The sequence below is a fragment of the Prevotella dentalis DSM 3688 genome (genome assembly GCF_000242335.1).
GTDB lineage: Bacteria > Bacteroidota > Bacteroidia > Bacteroidales > Bacteroidaceae > Prevotella > Prevotella seregens.
In genome coordinates, this window is the sequence record NC_019968.1 from 339,527 (window position 1) to 362,052 (window position 22,526).

12 protein-coding genes are annotated in these 22,526 nt (G+C 54.2%); 2 read left to right on the top strand and 10 right to left on the bottom strand.

Going from position 1 to position 22,526, the window contains the following annotated elements; all coding sequences use genetic code 11:
* Positions 1–28: 28 nt before the first annotated feature.
* The 9 genes from PREDE_RS08705 to PREDE_RS08740 form a co-directional block, all read right to left on the bottom strand.
* Entirely contained in the window at positions 29–1,726 is a 1,698-nt protein-coding gene (locus PREDE_RS08705) for a RagB/SusD family nutrient uptake outer membrane protein (RefSeq protein WP_005846599.1), read from the bottom strand.
* A gap of 34 nt (positions 1,727–1,760) precedes the next feature.
* Positions 1,761–4,922 (bottom strand): SusC/RagA family TonB-linked outer membrane protein, encoded by a 3,162-nt coding sequence (locus tag PREDE_RS08710; RefSeq protein ID WP_005846600.1) that lies wholly within the window; start codon positions 4,920–4,922, stop codon positions 1,761–1,763.
* A gap of 3 nt (positions 4,923–4,925) precedes the next feature.
* Entirely contained in the window at positions 4,926–6,524 is a 1,599-nt protein-coding gene (locus PREDE_RS08715) for a fasciclin domain-containing protein (protein WP_005846602.1), read from the bottom strand.
* Between the two features lie 51 nt (positions 6,525–6,575).
* Positions 6,576–8,504 carry a fasciclin domain-containing protein gene (locus tag PREDE_RS08720; RefSeq protein WP_005846603.1) on the bottom strand — a complete coding sequence of 643 codons (1,929 nt, stop codon included), beginning with the start codon at positions 8,502–8,504 and terminating at the stop codon, positions 6,576–6,578.
* 17 nt (positions 8,505–8,521) lie between these two features.
* A complete protein-coding gene (locus tag PREDE_RS08725; protein ID WP_005846605.1) occupies positions 8,522–10,252 on the bottom strand; it encodes a RagB/SusD family nutrient uptake outer membrane protein in 1,731 nt (576 codons plus the stop codon).
* 33 nt (positions 10,253–10,285) lie between these two features.
* On the bottom strand, positions 10,286–13,570 hold the full coding sequence (locus PREDE_RS08730) for a SusC/RagA family TonB-linked outer membrane protein (protein ID WP_015310388.1): 3,285 nt from the start codon (positions 13,568–13,570) through the stop codon (positions 10,286–10,288).
* A 13-nt stretch (positions 13,571–13,583) separates the two neighbouring features.
* On the bottom strand, positions 13,584–15,314 hold the full coding sequence (locus PREDE_RS08735) for a fasciclin domain-containing protein (protein ID WP_235777517.1): 1,731 nt from the start codon (positions 15,312–15,314) through the stop codon (positions 13,584–13,586).
* Complete coding sequence (locus tag PREDE_RS14275) at positions 15,265–16,050, bottom strand: fasciclin domain-containing protein (RefSeq protein ID WP_235777518.1); 786 nt, start codon at positions 16,048–16,050, stop codon at positions 15,265–15,267. Before PREDE_RS14275 ends, PREDE_RS08735 begins: the two co-directional genes overlap by 50 nt.
* 211 nt (positions 16,051–16,261) lie before the next feature.
* Positions 16,262–17,848 carry a glycoside hydrolase family 43 protein gene (locus PREDE_RS08740; protein ID WP_044127037.1) on the bottom strand — a complete coding sequence of 529 codons (1,587 nt, stop codon included), beginning with the start codon at positions 17,846–17,848 and terminating at the stop codon, positions 16,262–16,264.
* 256 nt (positions 17,849–18,104) lie between these two features.
* Here PREDE_RS08740 and PREDE_RS08745 point away from each other — a divergent pair, with 256 nt between their 5' ends.
* Both PREDE_RS08745 and xylA read left to right on the top strand, forming a co-directional pair.
* Positions 18,105–19,604 carry a xylulokinase gene (locus tag PREDE_RS08745; RefSeq protein WP_005846613.1) on the top strand — a complete coding sequence of 500 codons (1,500 nt, stop codon included), beginning with the start codon at positions 18,105–18,107 and terminating at the stop codon, positions 19,602–19,604.
* A gap of 18 nt (positions 19,605–19,622) precedes the next feature.
* Complete coding sequence (gene xylA, locus PREDE_RS08750) at positions 19,623–20,942, top strand: xylose isomerase (RefSeq protein WP_005846615.1); 1,320 nt, start codon at positions 19,623–19,625, stop codon at positions 20,940–20,942.
* 128 nt (positions 20,943–21,070) lie between these two features.
* Here the strand turns inward: xylA and PREDE_RS08755 are convergent, their stop codons facing one another.
* Entirely contained in the window at positions 21,071–22,510 is a 1,440-nt protein-coding gene (locus PREDE_RS08755; protein ID WP_005846616.1) for a potassium/proton antiporter, read from the bottom strand.
* Between the last annotated feature and the right edge of the window lie 16 nt (positions 22,511–22,526).

Here is a 22,526-nt window from a genome sequence, read left to right on the forward strand (position 1 = left end):
GTTCTTGTTGTTCGATCTTAGGATGGGATTAGTTCTTGGGCAGATACCAGTTGGAAGGGGTCATGAGCAGTTGAAAGAGCGACTCGTCGCGTTGTCCGGCACGCAGACTCACGGGTGTGGCCAGATAGGCCGGTTCACCACGGCGCAGGGCCACCCGCATGAGGTCGTAGAAGCGGCAGCCCTCGAAAGCTGTTTCAAGGGCCAGCTCACGCATAATCATATCCTCGACAAGAGGAACCTGCCAGTTTACTGTGTCGGCCCGGCTGGCCAGCGTAGTCTCGGGCTGAGGCAACACATAGTGGGCATTGGCGTCGCTGTCACCACAACCACGACTGTGAATGCCTTGGGTGTTGTTCCGAGTGAACACGGTCTGGGAAAAGCTAAGCAACGTACCGGCAGCCTTACGCTCCACAGAGTCTACATAATTGTCGATGGCCTCGGGGTACAGCCCATACTTCAGTACGGCCATGGCCGACTGCGGATAGCCCGCACGGTTGAGTGCCTCGGCAAAATGAAGGTAAACTACCGTGCGACGATAGGTGGTAATACCATTGTTGTTGAGCTTGCGCAGTATCTGAATGTCGGAGGAGTAACGTGAATGGGCTCCCTGAAGCTCAACCCGATGGATATAGCTTGCAAAGAAACGGAGGTCGCCGACAGCATCGGAACTAAGCAGATTGACCTTGGGTACATAAATGGTGTCACGGTGGGAGTCCATACCCTCATACACCATGCAATAGTCTTCGGCAGCACTCAGCTCGCGCAGACGGGCAGATGGCCTGGCCTGGAAGTAGGAATAGTTTTCCGAAATGGAGTTGTAGATAGTGGCCAGCCCGCTCTTGACCCCATTGAAGACCGAAGACTCCATGGGGATATACGACAGCACCTCGCCGCCGCTTGAAGACTGTATGTCTGTGGTATAGCCATTTACAACACCCTTGTACGATGTATCTCCCCATCTTGCCCCACTGGTTCCGGTGACAATCTCTTGACCCTGTCTGGTAAGATAGTCGTGGTAATACTGTGCTGCCTCCTGATAGCGACCGACCCAAAGACAGAGGTCGCCGAGCAAAGCACGCACAGGAATGAAGAACCTGGACGACTCCTGCGCAGAGATACTGCCATAGGCCGGCAGCTCAGTATCGACTTCTGGCGCAAGGTCGGAGATGAAGTAGTTGCAAATAGCCGGGATGTCGGACGGTGACTTGGCCATGGCCTCACGGGCCTCAGACTCCGTAAGGACGGGGTCGGTGAGCAAAGGAATGGCACCATAGACCTGGGCCGCCTGCAGATAAGTCCAAGCACGGAAAGCCTTTACTGCGGCATACTCACGGGCAAAGACACTGCGATTGCGCTTGCGCAGCGTGGTATCGACATGGTGCAGGAAATAGTTGCAGTTGTTGATGACTGCATAGTAATCGCTGATACTGTTGTAGGGATTGGTGGCCGGAACGATGCAGGAAGCAATGGCCTTGAGATCGGCAGAGGCCTTGGCCGTGGGTTCCATGAGGTCGGCACGCAGCTCGCCCAGCAACACAGTGCGGTCTGCAATCTTCTGCATCTGGTGCAGGATGCCCATGACACTGTAGACGGAGTCCTCGGGGGTGTCGAGTTTGTTGTCTTCGGCAAACTCTACAAGGTCTGAATGGGTGTTGAGCATGTCAGAGCACGAGGACAAACCCAGCAGAAGCAAGAGGGCCAGGAAAGAGATATGACGTTTCATCATGATATGTTTGGTTGAAAGTTATGGCACTATGGCCTTACAAATTGATCTTGACACCCATCGAGAAACTGCGCCCATGACCCAAGAGCCCACGGTCGATGCCCTGACTGAGCACGCTACCCGAGAGAATGTTGTCGGGGTCAGAGCCCAGGTAATGGGTCAGCGTGAAGAGGTTGCCGACACTGGCCCAGAGCGTGAGTCCCTTGAGATACTGGTAGTCCATGGGCCATGTGTAGCTGAGCGTCACGGTGCGCAGACTCAGGTAGGAACCATCCTCGATCCAGCGATCACTGAAGCGACTGTTGCCCATCGGGTCAGAATAGTTCACACGAGGAATGGACGTGTGCTGCCCTTCGGTGGTCCAACGCTGGTTCATGGCCGTGGTCTGATTGTAGAAATAGCTGCCTCCCTCGATGACGGAACGCTGATAGTTGTAGATGTCGTTTCCCAAAGAATAGTTGGCTATGGCTGTAAGATTCCAACGTTTCCAGCTAATCGATGTGGTGAGATTGCCATAGAAGTCGGGGTTGGGGTCGCCAATGACTTGCCGATCCTTGGCATTGATTTCATGATTGCCGTCTACATCGACAAAGTGCATGTCGCCCGCCCGAAAAGCCTGCCTGTTGCCACTCTCGTCAAGGAGGTAGAGACCGGCTGCATCGGCTTCGGCCTGGGTAGAGAAGACACCGGCTGTCTTGTAACCGTAGAACACACCCACGGGCATCCCTACCTGCGACAGCACCGTGGCTCCATAGAGCGAAGTCTCCACGGGGACATTGTCATTGGGAAGGGCGGTGAGCTTGTTCTTGTAATGGCCCACACTGGCAGACAGTTCCCACTTCACGTTTTTCTCGTTGAGCATACGCCAGGAGGCACTGACATCGAAGCCCACATTTTCGAGCTTGCCACCGTTGGTCCAGTTCTGCTTGATACCACTGGTCCAAGCCAGACGGCCCAGCGTGAGCAGGTCACTTGTCCAGCTCTTGTAGGCATGGATGCCCAGAGAGAGACGATTGTTGAAGAAGTTGCCCGTGAGACCGGCGGTAAACCGACGGGTAGTCTCCCACTTCAGCTCATCGTTGCCGATGTTGCCAATGGACTTGCCATCGACACTTCTGCCCAACATGTTGTTGGCCACGAAGTAAGTACGAGAAGCCGTGTAGTCGATGTCGTCGTTTCCTGTCACATCGAAGCCCACATTGAGTTTCAGGTAATTGACAGCACCACGGGTGTCAAACCACCTTTCATTGCTGAGTACCCAGGCTGCCTCGACACTGGGAAAGAGACCCCACACGGTGCCAAAAAGATTCAGTCCTGCTGCAGCACTGCCAAAACGGCTGGAAGCCTCGGCCGACAGCGTGGCCGCGAGATAGTAGCGCTCAGCAAAGTTATAGTCGGCATTGGCATACCAAGTGATGTCACGGATCTTGTTGTCGGCCCCCTCGGTCGACTTGTACTGCAGGGAAGTACTCATGTTGGGGGTTTTGTCGTTGCCTGTATTGTAGCCACGCTGTACATTGAGCTTGTAGTTGCTGGAGAGATAGCGCACACCACCGAAGACGTTCAGACTGTGGGCCCCGAAGCGATTGTCCCACGCCAGACGCGTATCGCTCTGAATACTGTTCTGGCGGCCGGCCAGACTCTCTGCCATGTTGTTGACATAGCTGTTGGACATGCTCTTCACTCTGAACGCCGGAACGCCGGTGAGCGGCAGGTAATAGTTCTCGTTGGTATTGAGCAAGGTGAAGCAAAAGTGCTCGCTCAGAGAAAGATGGCGATTGAACTGATAGCGCGGCGTAGCACTCAGGGTGATGAAACGATTGCCGAAAGTATTGCGGTTCTTGCCCTCGCCAAATTCCAAAATGCTGTTGGGATTGGCCAGAGAAACATCCGAACCGTACACTTCGGAGAGATAGTCGTCGGCAGCGGAGAGATAATTGCTCCGGTGACCACTGACATCATAGGCGTAGGGCGAGAGGAACGGAGCCTTGATGAGACCCAGGAAACCCGGCGAAGTGATGGTGGAACCCGTGACATCGCTGGGGATGCCGTCGTCGCGCAGGTTGCGGTTGACGTCGCTGTAACTGGCATCGAACCTGAGGTCAAGATTCTTAAGCACAGAGATGTCGGTGTTGAGACGCATGTTGAACCGCGAGAAGTCGTTGTTTTTCAGTGTGCTGTTAGCCATGCTATAACCTACAGACAGGTTGTAGCTGGCCACTTCGTCGCCGCCCTGTACATTGATGCCATAGTTGCTGGAGAAGCTGTTGCGATAGACCTCGTTCTTCCAGTTGGTCTGGTTGTGATAGGGCTTGTAATAATAATAGGTGGGATCTGTATTGACAAAACGCAACGCCGACACGTCATCGGTCTGGTTGCCCAGCAATTCAGTGGCGTAAATGCGGTAGTCCTCAGCTCCCAGCATCTCGGGAAGGCGTGGCGTGAGCTCGTAACGTCCGTTGACGGTTACGTCTATCTTGGTAGCCATACTGTTGTTGCGCTTGGTATTGATGAGGATAACACCATTGGCTCCTTTGGCTCCATAGATGGCTGTTCCATTCTTCAGTACCGTCACTTTCTCAATATCGTTCACATTGAAATTGGAGAGGATATTGTTGAAATAGCCGTCGTGAAGCATGCCGCTGCCGTATTGCAGGTCAGTGATGACGCCGTCGACCACAACCAGCGGCTGGGCGTTGCTCTGGAAAGAATTGAGACCTCCGATAAACATCACATAGCCCACGCCCTCGTTGCCGCCCCGCGACATGGTTCGCACGTCGGCACCCAGCCGCTGATGAATGAGTGGATCGATGCTCTCTTCGGCATTATTTTCAAATCCTGTCACTGTCTTATCAACGGTGGCCACGGTGCGACGACTGTAGTTGCCGCTGAAGCTGTCGCTGTAAAGAAGCCCGTTCACTTGATTGAAATGGCGGCCAATGGGCACCTGCTGCACCTGATAGCCCACACCCATCATCGTTACCGAGGAGACATAAGCCGGGAGCTGCAAGCTGTACTCACCCTTTCCGTTGGTCATGGCCGTGAGCCGGTTGTTGCCATAAGCCTCTATGCGCACACCGGGGACGGGCGTACCGCTGGCGGCATCGGTCACAACGCCGCTGATGGTGATGCTGTCTCTCTGTGCCATTGCAGACGCAACTGCAAACAGCAGGGCTCCTGTCAGTATTTGTTTTTTCATCGTTTAATCTTCTTTTGAGGTTGAAGGACGTAAGTAGATGCAGTCCAGATACATCTCGCGAGAGTATCTGGAGGTCTCACGGGCCAGGATGGAACAGCGGAGCTGTACGCTCACCTTGAGGTTGTCCTGGTCGAAGTTGCAGGCTGGGAACGTGAAACCCTTGGCCAGAACCACGGTGTCGACCCGCGCCGGGTCGGTGGTGAACTGCACGTTGCCGCAATTATAGGTTTGGGGCACGCCAGCCGTGTCGACATAGTTGATGTTGGCCCGGAACTTGCAGGGACGCAGATTGGTCTGGTTGGGGTTGTAGACTGTCTGCGGCAGGATGATGGCACAGATGTCATAAGTCCCCGACAGCGTGTTGTCGACACGGAAAGTGACCGTCCAGTTGGAAGTGGCCGTCTGGGGCAGAATGTCGAGATAGGCATTCTTCGACACAGAGTCGGCCGACACGGAACGGGTGTTGTAGGTGCAACTGGTATAAGACGTGATGTAGCCCGTGCGCTCACCCTCTGTGCGCAGCACCTTGAAGAAAGTCTGCTCGGGCGTAAAAGGCCAGTCGGAGGTCTGATACAACGTACCGTTGCTGCAGGCTACCGGCGTGGCCCCTGACAGGATGCCGCCGTCCATCGGCCTGTAGAAGACATGGTACTCCGGGGTGAGCACATTGTACTGCACCGACTTCAACGAGTCGCGCCAAGAGGGCTGGATGTTCATGTTGAAGATGGCGTCTTCGAGCAATGAACGATTGGTCCAATAATGCTGCACGGAGTCGCGCTTGTCCACTGTCTTGTCGTATACAAAGTACTGGCGGGCCATGGCATAGGCCTTGTTCCAGCCTGTCTGTGTGGGAGCAACCATCCAATAACTGGAGTCTTCGGCTGCAAGGAGCCCTATCTGCTGCAGCATGGTATTGCGCTCATGGATAACGGAATCCACATAAACGGGCACCCCATCGACAAGACCGCTTGAGATAGAGGCATCCTCGTCGAAATAGTCTTCGTTGTAGACGCGCAGGAAATCGCCTACTGGCTGATAGTCAGGCCGATCGGTCATAGCCTCATAGAGGTTGTACTGGTAAGGCATCCGGGCTCCGAGCACATGCAGCGTGCCGTTTTTGGCGTGGACGTTGCCCGTAGCGATGGGGGTGCCCTCTACGTCGCCGGCCGACAGACTGACGTGCTTGCCATTGAGCAGCCGCACCTCACTGCCGGTACCAACGGCCGAATTGGGAGAAGCGGCGATGTGGTTGCGGATGAAGAACTTCTCTACCGTGGAGTCACCACGGTTGGTCTGCACAAGGCTGAGCAGCGAATCCTTGTTGAACGTACCGTTGACCGGCGCAAAAACCGTGAACGACTGTCCGCCATCGAGCAACTGGGCATAGCTCACCGACGTGCGGCGATGGTGGCGGAAGATGCGGGACTGCTGCAGCACTTCGCAGAAATCGCTGAGCTGGGGGTTGGCCTGCAGGCTGGCCCACAGCGACTCGCTGCTGGTGGTGTCTGCCTTGCCGTCGTAATGGTCGGCCCAGTCGCTGCACGCCGTCAGCAGGGCGCCGGCTGCAGCCATGAGGGCTATATGTCTAAATGAGAATGTCATAATCACAATTCATAATTCATTATTTCATTTCAAAATACCAATCAACCGTGACTAATGCCGGTCTTCGCCCCTGGGACTGTTGTAGATGCTGGACGGACAAAGCTCGATATAGTCGAAGGAGAGGTAGCACTTCGGGTCGTCGAGCACTTGGCGGAAGCGCAGCCAGTAGGTCTTCTCCGAATCCAGATAGGTGGTTGTCAGGACGCGGCGCAGGTTCTCCACATTCTCACGGAACACATTGCCACCGCTGGAGCGATAGCTGTCCATGCCCTTCATATAGCCACGGTTGTGCATGGCTTTGTCGTTGGCGGTGTTCTCGTCGTTGTCCTCGCCATCCGACACCCAACCAATGTTGGGAGCCACACCGTAGATACGCAAGTCGATGGGAATGCCGCAAGGCTCATTGTTCAGATAGACCTGCACCACACCGCGCTCCGTGCCCACGGTATAGCCCATGCGGATTTCATAGGTGCCGCTCGGCACGGGCGGCAGCTTCATCGTCACATCATAGATGCCCATGAGGCAAATGGCATTGCCCTCGTAGGAGTGCCAGCCCAGTTCATTGCTGTGTACGCCGATAAAAGTCTCGTCGCTCACCTTCCAGTCCTGAATGTAGGCATGCTTGAAGGCCGTAAGATAGTTCTCGCCAAAGTGGCCGCGGGCACCGGCATTCATAAAGTCGGGGCTCATGGTGGTGCCGTCCACACGGATGCGTGTGTTGAGCACTTTGTCGCGAACGTCGGGAGAATAGACTAAAATGTCATCGATGAAATGGTAAATGCCATTCAGGGCGTTCTGGTCGGCATGGCCCGACTCTGACGGAGACAGCACCTTGACACCACGGATGGAGAAATTGTTTTGCAGCCCTTTGCGATTGATGAACAATCCAGCCGACGGACCGCTAAAGCGCATGATGGTGCCGGGACACATGGTCTCATAATAATCTTCAGGGTCGAGCACTGACGTGACACAGCACTGCTCACGAATCTCGCCGGAGCTCACCCAGTCGCTATAGTTGCCCAGGCGATTGATCAGATGGTAGGAAATGAATCGGTTGAGCGGATTCCGACGGTTGGTCCAGTCATCATCGTACCGGCCGGCATCCACAGGATAGGTCTGGTCGTACACCCTCTTGGCATAAGCCTTGAGGTCGTCCAGACTGTGGATGTTGTGCAGGGCAAAGATGGAGTCGGTCTCGACAAAGGCCGAGAACTTGAAATAACGCTTCTCGGGCCAGTAGGCCTGGGTGGGGCGGCCACCGTACATGGTGGGCACACCATCGACTACCGAGTCGAGACTGATCGTATAACTCTCGTCAAGATACTTGGAGATGGAGTCTTTCATGCCCGTGAGATGCAGAGCCTCACTGAAGAGGCGAAGTTCCGGGTTCTCGTCGATGAGGTCGGGCAGAAACAGGTTGCTGGCACCCAGCACATGGTCGATGGTGTGCACCACGCCGTTGGTCACAGAGTCGTCACGCTCGGTTATCTTGGCCGTCTTGTTGACGAAGAATACCAAAGCATTGCCATGCGCGACATCGGAGTCTGAAGAAATGGTGATGTAACGGTCGTTCATGTTCATCTCTGGCAGGGCTGCATCGCTCACGTCGGTCGTGAAATAGGCTCCCCGCTTCACGATGTGCGTGCGGGCAATGGTATCGCACTGGGCTTGGGGAATCTGGTCCACACTGGTCCATCCGTTCTGTTTCAGAAACTGGTCCACGGCTGCATTGGTAGGTGCAAAGAGCGTGAACTTGCCATAGGTGGAGAGCAACGTATAGTAGTTGGCACGGTTGAGGATGGCCTCAAACTGGCTGTAGGTGTCCTGGCGCGAGGAGATAAATCCCGCAGCCGTCAGTTTCACCGATGTATAATAAGTGGTAGGCATCTCCTCATCAGAGCAGCTCTGGAAAAGGAAGCCCAGCGTCAGCGTCAGGACGACGGCCAACAGGGAGAATGCGATTTGCTTGGTCGTTTTCATATCACACAAAACTTCTATTAGTGAGACAACTGGGAATTGTCGCCCGTATTGTAGGCCGAATTCTGGACGAGGCGCGGATTCATCTTGATTTCATCCTCATAGTAAGGCCAATAAATAATGTTCGGGTCGGCGAGCTTGATGCGGATGGCATTCACGTTGTCCACATACTTATTGACAACATAGCTCACCAGCCGACGCGTGTCGCCGTCGCGACGTGCCATGCGCACCAAGTCGAACCAGCGCTTGCCCTCGAACATCAGTTCGCGCTGACGCTCGTCGAGCACCAGTTCTTCCATCTGCTGCCGACTCTGGTAGTTGCCGGCCACAAGCGTATCCGTCACACTGGAGGTATAAGCATTCTTGGCACGCTTGTTCACGGCATTGACCAACGAGAAGGCCTTGGCAAAATGGGCCTCGCCTTTCTGTACCTCAGCCTCGGCTTTCATCAGCATGATGTCGGTCATGCGATAAACGATCCAGTTGCTGTAAGCGTTGCTGCGGCGCGAGAAACTCAGGCGCAGGTCGGCCTCGCCGGTGACATTATTGGTATTCATCGACACTGACTGACGCACGTATTTGGTAATGGCATAGCGCGACGACACGTGCTGCATGTTCTCATACACCCGGCAATCGTTGTGGGTGAAGAGCTTGTTGTTGCCGATGGCCGCATCCTTATAGAGGAAGTCGGGGGCACTCAGCTGGCCGATCATCGTGGAGCTGCTGCCATAAAAGTTCCGTATCCAGTTGTTGTTTACGGCCTGATTCTCGTTGAAATACAGCTCAAACACGCTCTCAAAACAGCTTCCTCGCCCGAAGATTGCACCGTAAGCGCTGCCCGAAAGCACGCTTCCCGTAGGCCTTTCCATTAGTAAAGGATAGCCGTTGAAGAGATAAAGGTCAGACACCTTGCCGGCATCCTCACTGCGCATGTCGTCATACTGCCGGCGCTTGTAGGCCAGTATCTGGTCGCAACAGTCTATGCACTTGTCCCAATCGCCCCTCCACAGATACATGTCGGCGAGCAGCGCATAGACGGCCCAGCGCGTAATCCTGGACGAGTTGTAGTAGGCCTTGACATTGTCGTCGGTGTAGTACCGGCGCACGGCGTAGTCCTTGACACTCTCCAGATCGGCTATCAGGGAGTCGAGCACCACACCGAACTTGGATGCAGGAAACTGATACACGCCCGTGTCGTCAATGCTCGGCCGTGTGCTATAGGGCACATCGCGGAAAGTACGGATGAGATAGAAATAGCACAAGGCGCGGATGGCACTTGCCTCGGCAATGTTGGCACGCATCTCGGCCAGCGTATAGTTGGGGTCCTTGGCCTGTACCAAGGGGGCATAGTGGCACACGGTGTTGCAGCGGTTGATGGTCTGATAGAAAGAGAGCCAGTCGGTGTAGCTGTTGGTAGGCAGAAGATTCTCCTTCAGCAGGTCGGTCAGTTGGGCGTTCGGCGCCGAGCCGGCCGTCATGTTATCGGAACGCACCTCGCCCCATAAGCCCATGCGCGTCAAGCAGTCGTTGCTCTCCAACGACTCATAGCAACTGTTGAGCACACTGGTCACGTCTGACTTCTGCGTCCAGAAGTTTTCCAGCACAACATCATTGAGCGGCAATGTGTCGAGGAAAGAGTTGCACGAGGTCAGCCCCAGTGCCGACAAGCCAGCCACCAGCACCCTTGCCGGCATGGTCCGCAGGCCGCCAAGACGCTTGTTGATGGATTGAACTATCGATAATGCTTTCATATCTTATAGATTGTCTTATTGCATTTGTAAGGTTTAGAGTCCAATGGTGATGCCACCGGTGAACGAACGTGCCCGGGGGGTCTGCGCATTGTCGTAGACGATGCCGTAGCTGCCATAGTTCACTTCTGGGTCGGCACCGCTGTACCTGGTCAGGCAAAACAGGTTGTTGGCCGAGACATAGAAACTCAGACGGGAGAGTCCGATACGTCTCAAGGTCTTGGACGAGAAACTGTAGGACACTTGGCTGTAGTTCAGTCGGAGAAACGATCCATCCTCGACGAACCTGTCGCTGCCCAGCCAGTTGTAACCGCTCTGATACAGGGCACGCGGTACATCGGTCATGTCGCCCTCCACACGCCAACGCCAGTCCACGGCCCGGCTCTGGTTGTCGTTGCTGTACATGTTCTCGGCATTCATGCGGGCCATGTTGATGATCTTGTTGCCCCAACGGAAATTGAATTGGTTGTTCCAAGTGAAACGGCCGACATTGATCTTAAATCCAAAGCCACCTGTAATCTTCGGCAGCGACGAACCCAAGTAGATAATGTCCAGTTCATTGATGGTACCGTCGTGGTTGATGTCTTCATACATAGCGTCACCACCCCTGAACTCATACTGCGAGTTGGTGCCGTAGCCGAAAGTCATGGGCTTGGTCTGTCCTTTCTCGTCGAGCACCACATTGCCGTAGACATCGCGTACCACAGGTGCATTGGGGCCACTTACGCCACTCACTTCGTCCCGAGTATAGTCGGTGTACTGGTAAACACCTTTGTAACGGAATCCGTAGATGGAGCCGAAGGCCCGGTTCAACTCCACGTGTGTGAGATAAGAACCGTTGCGATAGTTGAACTCCTTGTTCATATTGTTGAGCACCGTCTCGTCCATCTTCGTAATCTTGTTCCTGTTGTTGGCAAACGTAATGTTGAAGTCCAGAGAGAAAGGACCGGCTTTTACAATCTTGTTGCCATTGACATTGAACTCCCAACCCACATTCTTCATGTTGCCCACATTCTGATAAGACAGGGCCGTGAAACCCGAAGAGTGCGGAATGCCGCGGTTGACCATCAGTAGATCACTGGTGTTCTGTACATAGAACTCCACGTTGCCACTAATCTTGTCGTTGAAGAAACCGAAGTCCAGACCGAGGTTGTAGGTCTCCTTCTGCTCCCACTTCAAGTTCTTCAGCTGAATATTGCTGGGGTAGACGGAGCCTTCGCCTAGATAGCCTTGGCCGTTGGTGTACTTGCTTAGATAAAGGTATTCGCCATTGGGCTGGTTGCCCACAATGCCCCATCCAGGACGAAGCGACAGCATGCTGAACCAAGGCATCGACTTCTTGAACCATGGCTCCTTGCTGATGTTCCATCTGATGGACAGTGCCGGAAAGTTGCCCCATCGCTGCGACGGGCCAAATTTCGTGGAACCGTCACGACGCACGGAGAGATCGGCCATGTAGCGGCCCTTGTAAGCATAGTGGGCCGAGAACGTGAAGTAGACACTGCGCCAACGACTGGCCGAGGTGTTGAACTGACTGATGATGCCGGCCGCCCCGGTGTCGGTGATGGTTCCTGTGGGCAGTCCATACTCGCCTGTAGTCTGGGCATTGCTGTTGCCGTCGGTCATCTGACCGCGAAGCATCACCATCAGCGAGTGGTCCCGATTGCTGAAATGCGGCGTGTAGGTCATTGTGTGCGTCGTGGTAATACCCAGACTCTTATTGGAAACGGCAGTCGAGAGATTCTGGTTTTTGTTGCTCCATCCACGCGTATTCATGGCTGCCGGCAGGAAAGTATCGTTGTATTTGTTGAAGATATTGAAAACGACTTTGCCCTCGTAGGTGAGCCGGCTCTTGTTCTCATTGGTGCCGAGCAACTCATAGTTGATCTTGAACTCCGGCTCGATGTTGTAGCTTGATTCGCGGTTGGTGGCCAGATTGGCAATGGCTACCGGATTGAACTGGCCCACCAGATTGTTCAGTTCTGAGCTCACCGTCGGCAATATATGATAATAGGTGTCGAGGTTGCGGCCCTGTCTGTCTTGCTCGAAGATGGAAAGATTGGGCATGCGCTTGTACGAAATGGCCAGCAGGTCGGTATAATTACGGTCATTGCTCGTATAGGTAAAGGCGATGTTGGTCTGAATTTTGATGCGGTCGCTCACAAAATAGTCCAGTGCCACACGCGACGTGAAACGATTGAGCAACTGCTTGATGATACTGCCCGACTGGTGATCGTAACCGGCCGTCACGCGGAAGTTGGCCTTCTCGCCGCCACCGGCCAGCGACACATAGTGTTGCTGTTGCCAGCCTGTCTGCTTCACGGCTTTCACCCAGTCGGTATTGTTGTTATACATCTCGTACTCCGAATAGCTGGGATCATAGTTGAACTCCACGATATTGCTGGCAGCATCGCTCAGTTTGGGATTGAAGTAGGCCTCTTTCATCAGCATGGTGTACTGGTCGCCGGTAAGCATTTTATAGCCTTCGGGCTGGTAGGTTCCTGTCAGCCGATAGCTATAGGTCACTTGGGTACGGCCACGTGCACCCCGTTTGGTCTTGATTTCAATCACACCATTGGCCCCCTGCGAGCCCCAGATGGCCGTAGCTGCGGCATCCTTGAGCACAGAGATGTTCTCGATATCCTCGGGATTCACGTTGAGCAGCTCGGCAAATTTCTCATCATTGGCTCCGTTCACATCAAACTTGCTGTCGGTCTCCCACACGTTGCCGTCGACCACTATCAGGGGTTCGCCGCTCATGTTGACCGAACTCACACCACGCAGACGCATGGACGTGCCCGCTCCCAAATTGCCCGAATTGGCCACAATGTCAAGTCCGGCAATACGTCCTTGCAGAGCCTCGTCGATGGTGCTCACGCCCAGTCCCTCAAATTCCTTGGCACTAATAGACTGCTGGGCTGTAGAAATTTCGTCCACAGGGATGTTCAACCCAGAGCCGCCGGAACGCCGACGGGCACTCACCACCACCTCGGGAATGGTCTTCTCGTCTTCCAGCACCACAATGTATTCGGTCTTGTTCAGTTCCAGCGTCTGTGTCTTGGTTCCGACAAAAGAGATGCGCAGCCTGTTTTTGGGATTCTGAATTTTCAGCGAGAAGTTACCGTTGATGTCGGTTTGCGTAGACGATACGATACGCTTCGAAGCATCTATCTCTACCACATTGGCCAGCATCACCGGGCCGAAACTGTCATTCACTGTACCGGTGACAATCTGGCCCGCCTCCTGAGCATTCATTTGTCCCAATGACAGCAGGCCTGCCATGGCAAGTGCGGATATTCGTTGAATGCTTGTCCTTTTCATATCTCGATTATATTTATTTTGCATAGAATAGCGGGCCGTCGATGAGATGCACCACGGCCGAAGAGCTGGTCTCTATCTGTGTGGCACGTGCGGCATCGCTGCTGTTATACTGATACTCCTTGGCCATACGGTTGTAGAGCTTGCCGTTGGAGGTGAGCACGTGGCGCTTGTTGCCCCGGGCATCGGTCACCGTGATGCCGTTGGCATCGGAATTGACGTGCAGCTTGTAGAAACTGTCGTTTGTGGGGTCGAAAGAGGCCGTTTCGTAATCGCCACTCATGGCCTGTGCTCCGATAAAGATGGCATTGTCCTGAATATGATAGCGCAGGAAGTTTACGATAGCTGTCGAGTCGGCAGTCTTCTTGCCCATGTTGCTCGCAGCCTCATCGGCTTCCACGTCCTGCCATGTGGGCAGCTTGCCACTGGCGATGAGCTCCTCGAGGGATTTGTTGGTTGGCACATACACCGTATAGTGATAGGTGTTGAACACACTGATGTTCGTGCCTCCGCAGGCATTGCGCCCATTGTGAATAGTCTCGAAAAGTCCGCTGCCATCCATCAGCTCCAGAAACTTGCTGTACTCGTCATGCTGGGACAGAATGTCGCGCACCGTCATGCGGGTACACATGATGGGCTGATTGTTGAGCACATAACTACGGCCGTTTTGTTGGTCATAGATGTCGTTCACGGCCGTACCCTCGTCTTCATTCACTTGCCAGCTGCCCGATACGGTCATACCGTTTTTTCCGGCCGCAACATGGTCCACCCTGATTTCAGAGCCTCCCATCGTGCGGTAGTAAGTGTGGCCGTCGGTCACGTCGCCCACCACAATGTGGTTTTCAAGAATATCCTGCAACCGATCCACCACCTGCTCGTAGGAAGCGCACCCGATGGAGTCGCCCACCTCGCCGGTCAGTGTGTCATAGTTCCAGATGCTGGCCCACACGCGGTCGTTGTCGTCCGGCTTCGACCCGTCGTAGTGGAATCTGAAGAGTTGCGTCGAACTCTTGCCATAGGAACAAGGGTCTACATACTCCAACAGTGACTTGTTGTTGGGGATGAAGAAGCTATAGGTGGAGTTCAGCGAGTTCAGATAGACATTGTACTGGCACTTGTACACACCCCAACGCATGATGTTCATGGTCTGATTGATGAAAGCCGGGAACAGTACGCTTACGTAGGTGGTCGGCGAAAACACCTTATTAGTAAGATAAACGGCACCATTGCAGCCCAGCCACACGCTGTCCACATCACTCCGTTTCACGCCCATAGGGTCGTTGGCATCGTTCATAATGCTACCAAACTTGCTCGGCACGCTCGACACGAATGATGAAATCATATTGTTGTTGATGAGTTCGGCCACCACATAATCGGGCACGCGTTCCCACGATCCATAGTAGTCTTTCAGCACACGGCCGGCTCCATGGTTCCAGTAGTCGGTCATGGCCGCATTGCTGGGCACCATCATCAGTCCCATGTCCTGCTCCAGAGCCACGCTCTGCGACGAGCTGGTGGCTTCACCGGAATAGTAGGTATTCCACTCGGGGTCGAACTTCAACTGCTCCACCGGACCATTGTCGGGCGAGACATTGACGGGCTGCCCCTGCTGGCTCTTCACCGAGAAGAAGCGCTTTTGGAATACGGAATCCACACTCTGATTATAGAGGCGATTGTAGTTTTCCGTGGCCGCCTGACTATAATAAGGTGCACAAAACCGCTCCAGCAACGCATTGAATTCCGACACTTGGCTCTTGCTTCGAATAAGTGGCCATATTCTTCAATGGTGTCATCACATCCTGCACCTTGTGAACGAATCCGTTGGAGCACTTGATGTTCTGCTCTGCGATCTGTACACCGTTCACACTCGCATCGCCACTTTGCCGACGGGTCGTGTTGTTGTAGATGAAATTATAGTCTTCGTTGGTAATATTGTTGTTCACCAAATGCCGCTCAATGAAGTGAATCATTGGCACTGCCGACATGTCTTCCAGACACACCACCTGCCCCAATTCACGATAACGAGACCAATAAGGATTGTTGGGCATGTCAGCTGTCTTTAGCACGGGGACGCTGTCGTACACCGTCCCTGATGACAGCCGCCGCATGCAGTCGCCCTCTACAGGCCCCTCGGTACTGGAGAGGTTATTGATCTGGAAGCTGTTGTTAATCATCGCACCGTAGAGTAACATCTTCTTCTGCGAGACAGTGAGTGCGTCATAACTCTTCACTCCAAAACTGTTGTTCTGAAAAAAGCGATCGAAGGCGGCATCGTCGGCCACAAAGAGGGTTTTCGACCCCGTGCGGGCCAAAACCTCGGCATAGCCCAAATCGTCGATCATCCGTACCGTATAGGTATAATTACCGGCATCCTTCAGATAATCATAGATAGACTGCCCCAGCCAGGAGGGCATCCTTGTGTCAAGGTCGTACTGCGAACACGACACCCCGCCCAGGCTACATGTTGCCAGTAGCAGACTCATTCTAGAGACCCTGGCCAAGACTCTCCTCAGCTTCCGCTTCAAAGATTGTTTAGTTGTCATGATATACTTGTGATTTGATGATTCGTTTATGGGTGATATTTTGGTTTAGAGGCAGTGCAAAGGTATGGAGATTTCGTTCAAAGCCCTATCCGTTGGGTTCACATCCCTTTCGTACATGTCTCATCGTTTCTCCCAGTGTTTCATATCTTTTTCATTTTGTCTCAAAACCATTGTTCCGACTGTATTCAAAGGTATCCACGTCTACAAACCCACCTACTTGCCGAGTGGCGAAATTAAAGATGGCTGCGCGTGTTCCCATGAAGAACCGACGATAATCAAACTGCATCTTGAAACGGTCTATGGCCGTGTGCCATGTCTGCCCGTCGGTACTGTATTGCAATCGGGCCAAATCCTGTCCCAAGGTAAAATCTGCCTGAAGTCTGAGCCATACAAGGGGGCTGTCCAGAGGCACCCGCATATCGTCTTCACGCTGCACGCCGGTCACCCGATGGTCTTTGGCTTCCATCTTCACCGACTGCCTACTGCCCACCAGTTCCCAACCTGTCACTGTCTTCTCTATGGCCAACAGGGCGGCATCACTCTGAAACACGGAGAGACCAGCCACGTCACCTTCACGCATCTGAGACACATCCATCCTTACCGCAGCCTCACAACCCGGCCCCTCCAGCCGTTGGCTGATGGTGTTGGGTGCCACAAAGAGATTTTCGGACAAGCGCGAAGTCTTTAACCGCAACCACCCCGGCCGCTCGGAGAGCGACCAGGCCGTGTCCACTGGATTATGGTTCCACTGCCAGTCAAGCCCCAGCGTCGGACCGTCGAAAGTATCGCTGCCGGCAATCCGTCCGTCGGTATAGCCCTGTACGGGTTTATCCATCACCTCGGGCACCCGTCCAAGACTGTCTCCCAACAGCGGCCAACCCTGTTCCCAACGGCAGGGCACGAGTGTCATCACGCGTCCCACTCCGCCGCGATCCTGAAATATCATGCCATACCATCGCCCATCGGGCGTATCGACAATGGTGCCCTGTCCCACGCCTCCGAATCCGCCAAACGAGGTGTCAAGTACCGTGCGCTTTTCATAAGGGCCTCGGATATAGTCAGCCCGATAGCACACCTCGCGGCGAACCCGGCCCTTGGGCCAGGAAATCATCAACAGATAGTAACGTCCCTCGTGCTTCACCACACGCGAACCCTCAAGCAGGTTGTCCTCCTCTCCGTCACGCTCGAATAGACGCACGTGTGAATTGGGCTTCACTGACCGCAGATCAGTCGTCAGCTCCACCATGTCTCCCGTGGCATAGAACACATATGCACGGCCGTCGTCATCGAAAAAGAGCGTAGCATCATGAAAGTGGGGCAACCGGCTCACCTGATGCCAAGGCCCCTCGGCACGCTCGGCCGTCAAGATATAGGTCTCTCCACCTGGCTGGTCATTGGGCGAGAATAAGGCATAGAACCGCCCATTGTAATACTTCAGCGACGTGGCCCACTGTCCCCGTCCATACACCGTTCCGCCCACCATATTATATTTAGGCGAGTCCGTCAACCTGTCGAAGAGATAGCCCACAGTAGTCCAGTTCACCAAATCACGCGATTTCATGATGGGGCCCCCTGGCATGAGATGCATCGTAGTGGTGACCATATAGAAGTCACTGTCTACCCGAATGACATCCGGATCAGGCACGTCCGCCCACAACACAGGATTGGAGAACTGCTGCTGTCCCATGGCCAAGGTGCAGGCCAGCAAGGCAAGAAGTAGCGCGATAGTTTTCTTCATGTCGGTATATTCGTATGAGCAGCCTTGGTTGTACTGCCTTGGTTTTAGCGACAACAAAGGTAGCCGATTCCTCACAGAGCCTTTTTCCTTAACGTCTCCTTATGTTATAGATACGCAACCGCCATTGAACATCAGTAGTCTTTTGAGACATTTGGAAAAAAGACAGCCACAAAAAGAAAAGCTACAAAACAATACTATTAGGATATTTTGCTTATCTTTGCCCCCAGAAACCAATCTCCATTTAAAAACCACAACCATGAACAACCGGCAATATCTTCTGGGCTTCGACATCGGGTCGAGCAGTGTCAAAGCTTCCCTCGTCGATGCAGAGACGGGTGCCACGGCCGCCACGGCTTTCTTTCCCAAGCATGAGGCTCCCATCAAGGCCGTCAAAGCCGGATGGGCAGAACAAGACCCACACATGTGGTGGACTAATGCTTGTCTGGCTCTCAAGAAAGTTATGGCACAGACCGGAGCCCGTGGCAAAGACGTGAAAGCCATCGGCATCTCTTATCAAATGCACGGGTTGGTATGCGTAGACCGAAACCAACGCGTGCTGCGCGATGCCATCATCTGGTGCGACTCGCGTGCCGTGCCCTATGGCGAGCGTGCATTCCGTGATTTGGGCAGCGACCGCTGTCTGGGACACTTGCTCAACTCGCCAGGCAACTTCACTGCCGCCAAACTGGCATGGGTCAAGGAGAACGAACCCGACATCTATGCCCGTATCGACAAAGTGATGCTGCCCGGTGACTACATGGCCATGAGGCTCACCGGCGAGGTCAACACTACCATCAGCGGCCTCAGCGAAGGCATGTTTTGGGACTTTGCCGATCGGAGACCCGCCCAGTTCCTACTCGACTATTATGGTATATCTTCCTCACTGCTGCCCACTGTGGTTCCGACTTTTGCCGTGCAGTGCAGCGTAAGCCGCGAGGCTGCCGACGAACTGGGGCTCTGCGAGGGCACCCCCGTATCTTACCGTGCCGGAGACCAACCCAACAATGCGCTTTCGCTCAACGTGTTCAATCCCGGCGAGATAGCATCCACGGCCGGCACCTCCGGTGTAGTCTATGGCGTGCTGGGCGAAACGGGTTACGATTCCAAAAGCCGCGTCAACACCTTTGCCCATGTCAACTATAGCCCAGATGTAACGCGTCTAGGCGTGCTGCTCTGCATCAATGGTACAGGTATCCTCAACGCCTGGACCCACCGTAATGTGACCCCCGATCTGGACTATACCGATATGAATGCCTTGGCCGCCACCGTGCCGGTGGGCAGCGAGGGTGTGAGTATCATACCTTTTGGTAACGGCACCGAGCGTGTGCTTGAGAACCGCAAAACAGATTGCTCCATCCACGGCCTCGATTTCAACCGCCACACGAGGGCTCATGTAGTGCGTGCCGCCCAAGAGGGCATCGTCTTCTCGTTCTGCTACGGCATGGAAGTGATGCGCCAGATGGGCATGGACATCCGCAAAATCCACGCCGGGCGGGCCAACATGTTCTTAAGTCCTATCTTTCGCGATGCGCTGGCTGCCACCAGCGGGGCTGCCATCGAGCTCTACGAGACCGATGGATCAGCTGGAGCAGCCCGAGGTGCAGGCATGGGCTGTGGCATCTACAGAGACCACAACGAGGCTTTCTCTACCCTACAACGACTGGCCGTCATCGAGCCCGACAGCCATAAAGCCGCACAATATCATGAGGCTTACGAGCGTTGGAAAGCTGTATTGGCCAACGAATCTTTCTTTTAACTAAAAATAAAAACAACTATGACAAAAGAGTATTTCCCCGAAATTGGCAAGATTCCATTTGAGGGTACCGAGAGCAAGACCCCCATGGCTTTCCACTACTACGAGCCCGAACGCGTAGTCAAAGGCAAAAAAATGAAAGACTGGCTCAAGTTTGCCATGGCTTGGTGGCATACGCTGGGACAGGCCAGTGGCGATCAGTTTGGCGGGCAGACCCGCAACTATGCCTGGGATGCCGATGCTAACCCTGTGCAGCGTGCCAAGGATAAGGTGGATGCCGGCTTTGAAATCATGACCAAACTGGGCATCGAATATTTCTGTTTCCATGACGTCGACCTCGTAGACCCCGACGACGACATCGACCGCTATGAAGCCAACATGGCTGCCGTCACCGACTATCTGAAAGAAAAGATGGCTGCCGACCCCACAAAAAAACTGCTTTGGGGCACGGCCAACGTCTTCAGTGACAAGCGTTATATGAATGGGGCAGCCACCAATCCCAACTTTGATGTCGTGGCCCGCGCCGCCGTACAAATCAAGAATGCAATTGATGCTACCATCAAACTCGGCGGTCAGAACTATGTGTTCTGGGGTGGCCGCGAAGGATACATGAGTCTGCTCAACACCCAGATGCAGCGTGAGAAGAATCATCTGGCCCGCATGCTCACCGCTGCTCGCGACTATGCACGCACCCAGGGCTTCAAGGGCACGTTCCTCATCGAGCCTAAGCCATGCGAGCCCACCAAGCACCAATACGACGTGGACACGGAGACCGTCATCGGATTCCTGCGCGCCAACGGCCTCGACAAAGACTTCAAAGTGAACATCGAGGTGAATCATGCCACATTGGCGGGTCACACTTTCGAGCACGAACTGGCTGTGGCTGTGGACAACGGCATGCTGGGCAGCATTGATGCCAACCGCGGTGATGCGCAGAATGGCTGGGATACCGACCAGTTCCCCATCGACAACTTCGAGCTCACACAAGCCATGATGCAGATTATCCGCAACGGCGGACTGGGCAACGGCGGCAGTAACTTCGATGCCAAGATTCGCCGCAACTCCACCGATCCAGAAGACATCTTCCTGGCCCACATCAGTGGCATGGATGCCATGGCCCGTGCTCTGCTCAATGCAGCAGCCATCCTTGACGAGAGCGAGCTGCCCCAGATGCTGTGCGACCGCTATGCCAGTTTTGACGAGGGACAGGGCAAGGCCTTTGAAGAGGGCCGGTTGAGTCTCGAAGACCTTGTAGATTATGCCAAGCAGAACGGTGAGCCCCGTCAAATCAGTGGCAAACAAGAACTCTACGAGACCATCGTCGCCCTGTATAGTAAGTAGGTCTCGTCACAGCCCTGCGTACAGGGAGAAAAGGATGTACTTATGGGGAATGTGCCCGCACCGCCAACAAAGCGGGCAGGTGCATTCCCCACTTTGCTTTATCGTGCAGATGGTTTTCCTGTCCGCAGCTACTTGGAAATGGTGAGCAGCACGTCGCCTACATGGAGCTTAAGTTGTCCGTTGGGAACAATGAAGCTGTCACCACGCTTGACAAGCATCACCAGATGCCCCTCGGGAAATCCTACGTCGGCCAGATGTTCGCCACGGACCAACAGTTCGGGCGTGACGGCCTGCTCATTAAGTTGCGGCCCCAACTCCTCCGGAATCTCAATGCCAAATTCGCTTGCAGGCTTCTCCTGCTCGCAGTCCAGTCCCAGCCGCCGCGCCGCCCACGAAATGGTGGTACCCTGCAACGACAGCGACAGCAGGGTGATGAAGAACACTATGTTGAACAGCAGATTGCCGTCTTCAAGGCCAGCCATCATCGGATAGGTAGCAAAGATGATAGGCACCGCGCCACGCAGGCCCACCCACGAAAGGAATAGCTTGGCCCGCACGGGCAGCCGACGGAAAGGAAGCAGGCAAATAAAGACCGACAGCGGGCGAGATACCAGCATCATAAACAGTCCGATGGCCAGCCCGATATAGGCTATCTGCCACACCTCTGAGGGATTGACAAGCAGTCCCAGCGTGAGAAACATCACGATTTGAAGCAACCATGTGAGCCCGTCCATGAAAGTGGTCATCTCCCGACGATATGACAAACGGCGGTTTCCCACCACAAGTCCAGCCACGTAGACAGCCAGATACCCGTTGCCGTGGAGCATGTCTGTGAATGTGTAGATGATGAGAATGAAGCTCAGCAACAGCACAGGATAGAGCGATGGATTAGGCAGGTTGATGCGGTTGACCACCCACGAACAGACACGTCCGAGCCCCCAACCCAGCAGTCCGCCCAGGAAAAACTGCACCAGGAGGTTGCCCAGCAGATGAAGTGTTGAAAACTCGGCACCTGTAGCCGCTACTTCAACCAGTGCCAGCGTGAGCATATAGGCCATGGGATCATTGCTGCCACTCTCCAGTTCGAGGATGGGACGAAGCCGATGCTTCAGTCCGATGCCTTGTGTGCGCAGCAGGTTGAAAACCGAAGCCGAGTCTGTGGACGACATCGTGGCGGCAAGAAGCATGGAAAGCACCAGCGACAAATGAATGTCGAGACCTGTGGCCCGGGAGAGGAAAAAGACAAAAAGTCCAGTCAGCGCCGTCGTAAGCACCACGCCAAGCGAGGCCAGCAATACGCCGGGAGCCAAGATAGGGTGCACGTCGTGCATCTTGGTATCCATACCCCCAGTGAAAAGAATCACACTGAGCGAAAGCATGCCGATGAACTGAGCATCCGCCACCTGATTGAATGCAATGCCCAGCCCCTCGCTGCCAAAGGCCATGCCCGTGAATAGAAAGAGCAACAGCGTAGGAACCCCAAAGCGGTAACCGGTCTTGCTGATGAGGATACTCACAAAAACAAGGACGGAACCCAGAAAGATAATGTTCTCAACCGTAAATACCATATTAGTGCAAAATTAC

Excerpts from the sequence above, each read along its gene's own strand:
- PREDE_RS08720 (WP_005846603.1), bottom strand. The coding sequence starts at position 8,504 with ATGAAAACGACCAAGCAAATCGCATTCTCCCTGTTGGCCGTCGTCCTG.
- PREDE_RS08730 (WP_015310388.1), bottom strand. The coding sequence starts at position 13,570 with ATGAAAAGGACAAGCATTCAACGAATATCCGCACTTGCCATGGCAGGC.
- PREDE_RS08745 (WP_005846613.1), top strand. The coding sequence starts at position 18,105 with ATGAACAACCGGCAATATCTTCTGGGCTTCGACATCGGGTCGAGCAGT.
- PREDE_RS08715 (WP_005846602.1), bottom strand. The coding sequence starts at position 6,524 with ATGACATTCTCATTTAGACATATAGCCCTCATGGCTGCAGCCGGCGCC.
- PREDE_RS08725 (WP_005846605.1), bottom strand. The coding sequence starts at position 10,252 with ATGAAAGCATTATCGATAGTTCAATCCATCAACAAGCGTCTTGGCGGC.
- PREDE_RS08755 (WP_005846616.1), bottom strand. The coding sequence starts at position 22,510 with ATGGTATTTACGGTTGAGAACATTATCTTTCTGGGTTCCGTCCTTGTT.
- PREDE_RS08705 (WP_005846599.1), bottom strand. The coding sequence starts at position 1,726 with ATGATGAAACGTCATATCTCTTTCCTGGCCCTCTTGCTTCTGCTGGGT.
- PREDE_RS08740 (WP_044127037.1), bottom strand. The coding sequence starts at position 17,848 with ATGAAGAAAACTATCGCGCTACTTCTTGCCTTGCTGGCCTGCACCTTG.
- xylA (WP_005846615.1), top strand. The coding sequence starts at position 19,623 with ATGACAAAAGAGTATTTCCCCGAAATTGGCAAGATTCCATTTGAGGGT.
- PREDE_RS14275 (WP_235777518.1), bottom strand. The coding sequence starts at position 16,050 with ATGAGTCTGCTACTGGCAACATGTAGCCTGGGCGGGGTGTCGTGTTCG.
- PREDE_RS08710 (WP_005846600.1), bottom strand. The coding sequence starts at position 4,922 with ATGAAAAAACAAATACTGACAGGAGCCCTGCTGTTTGCAGTTGCGTCT.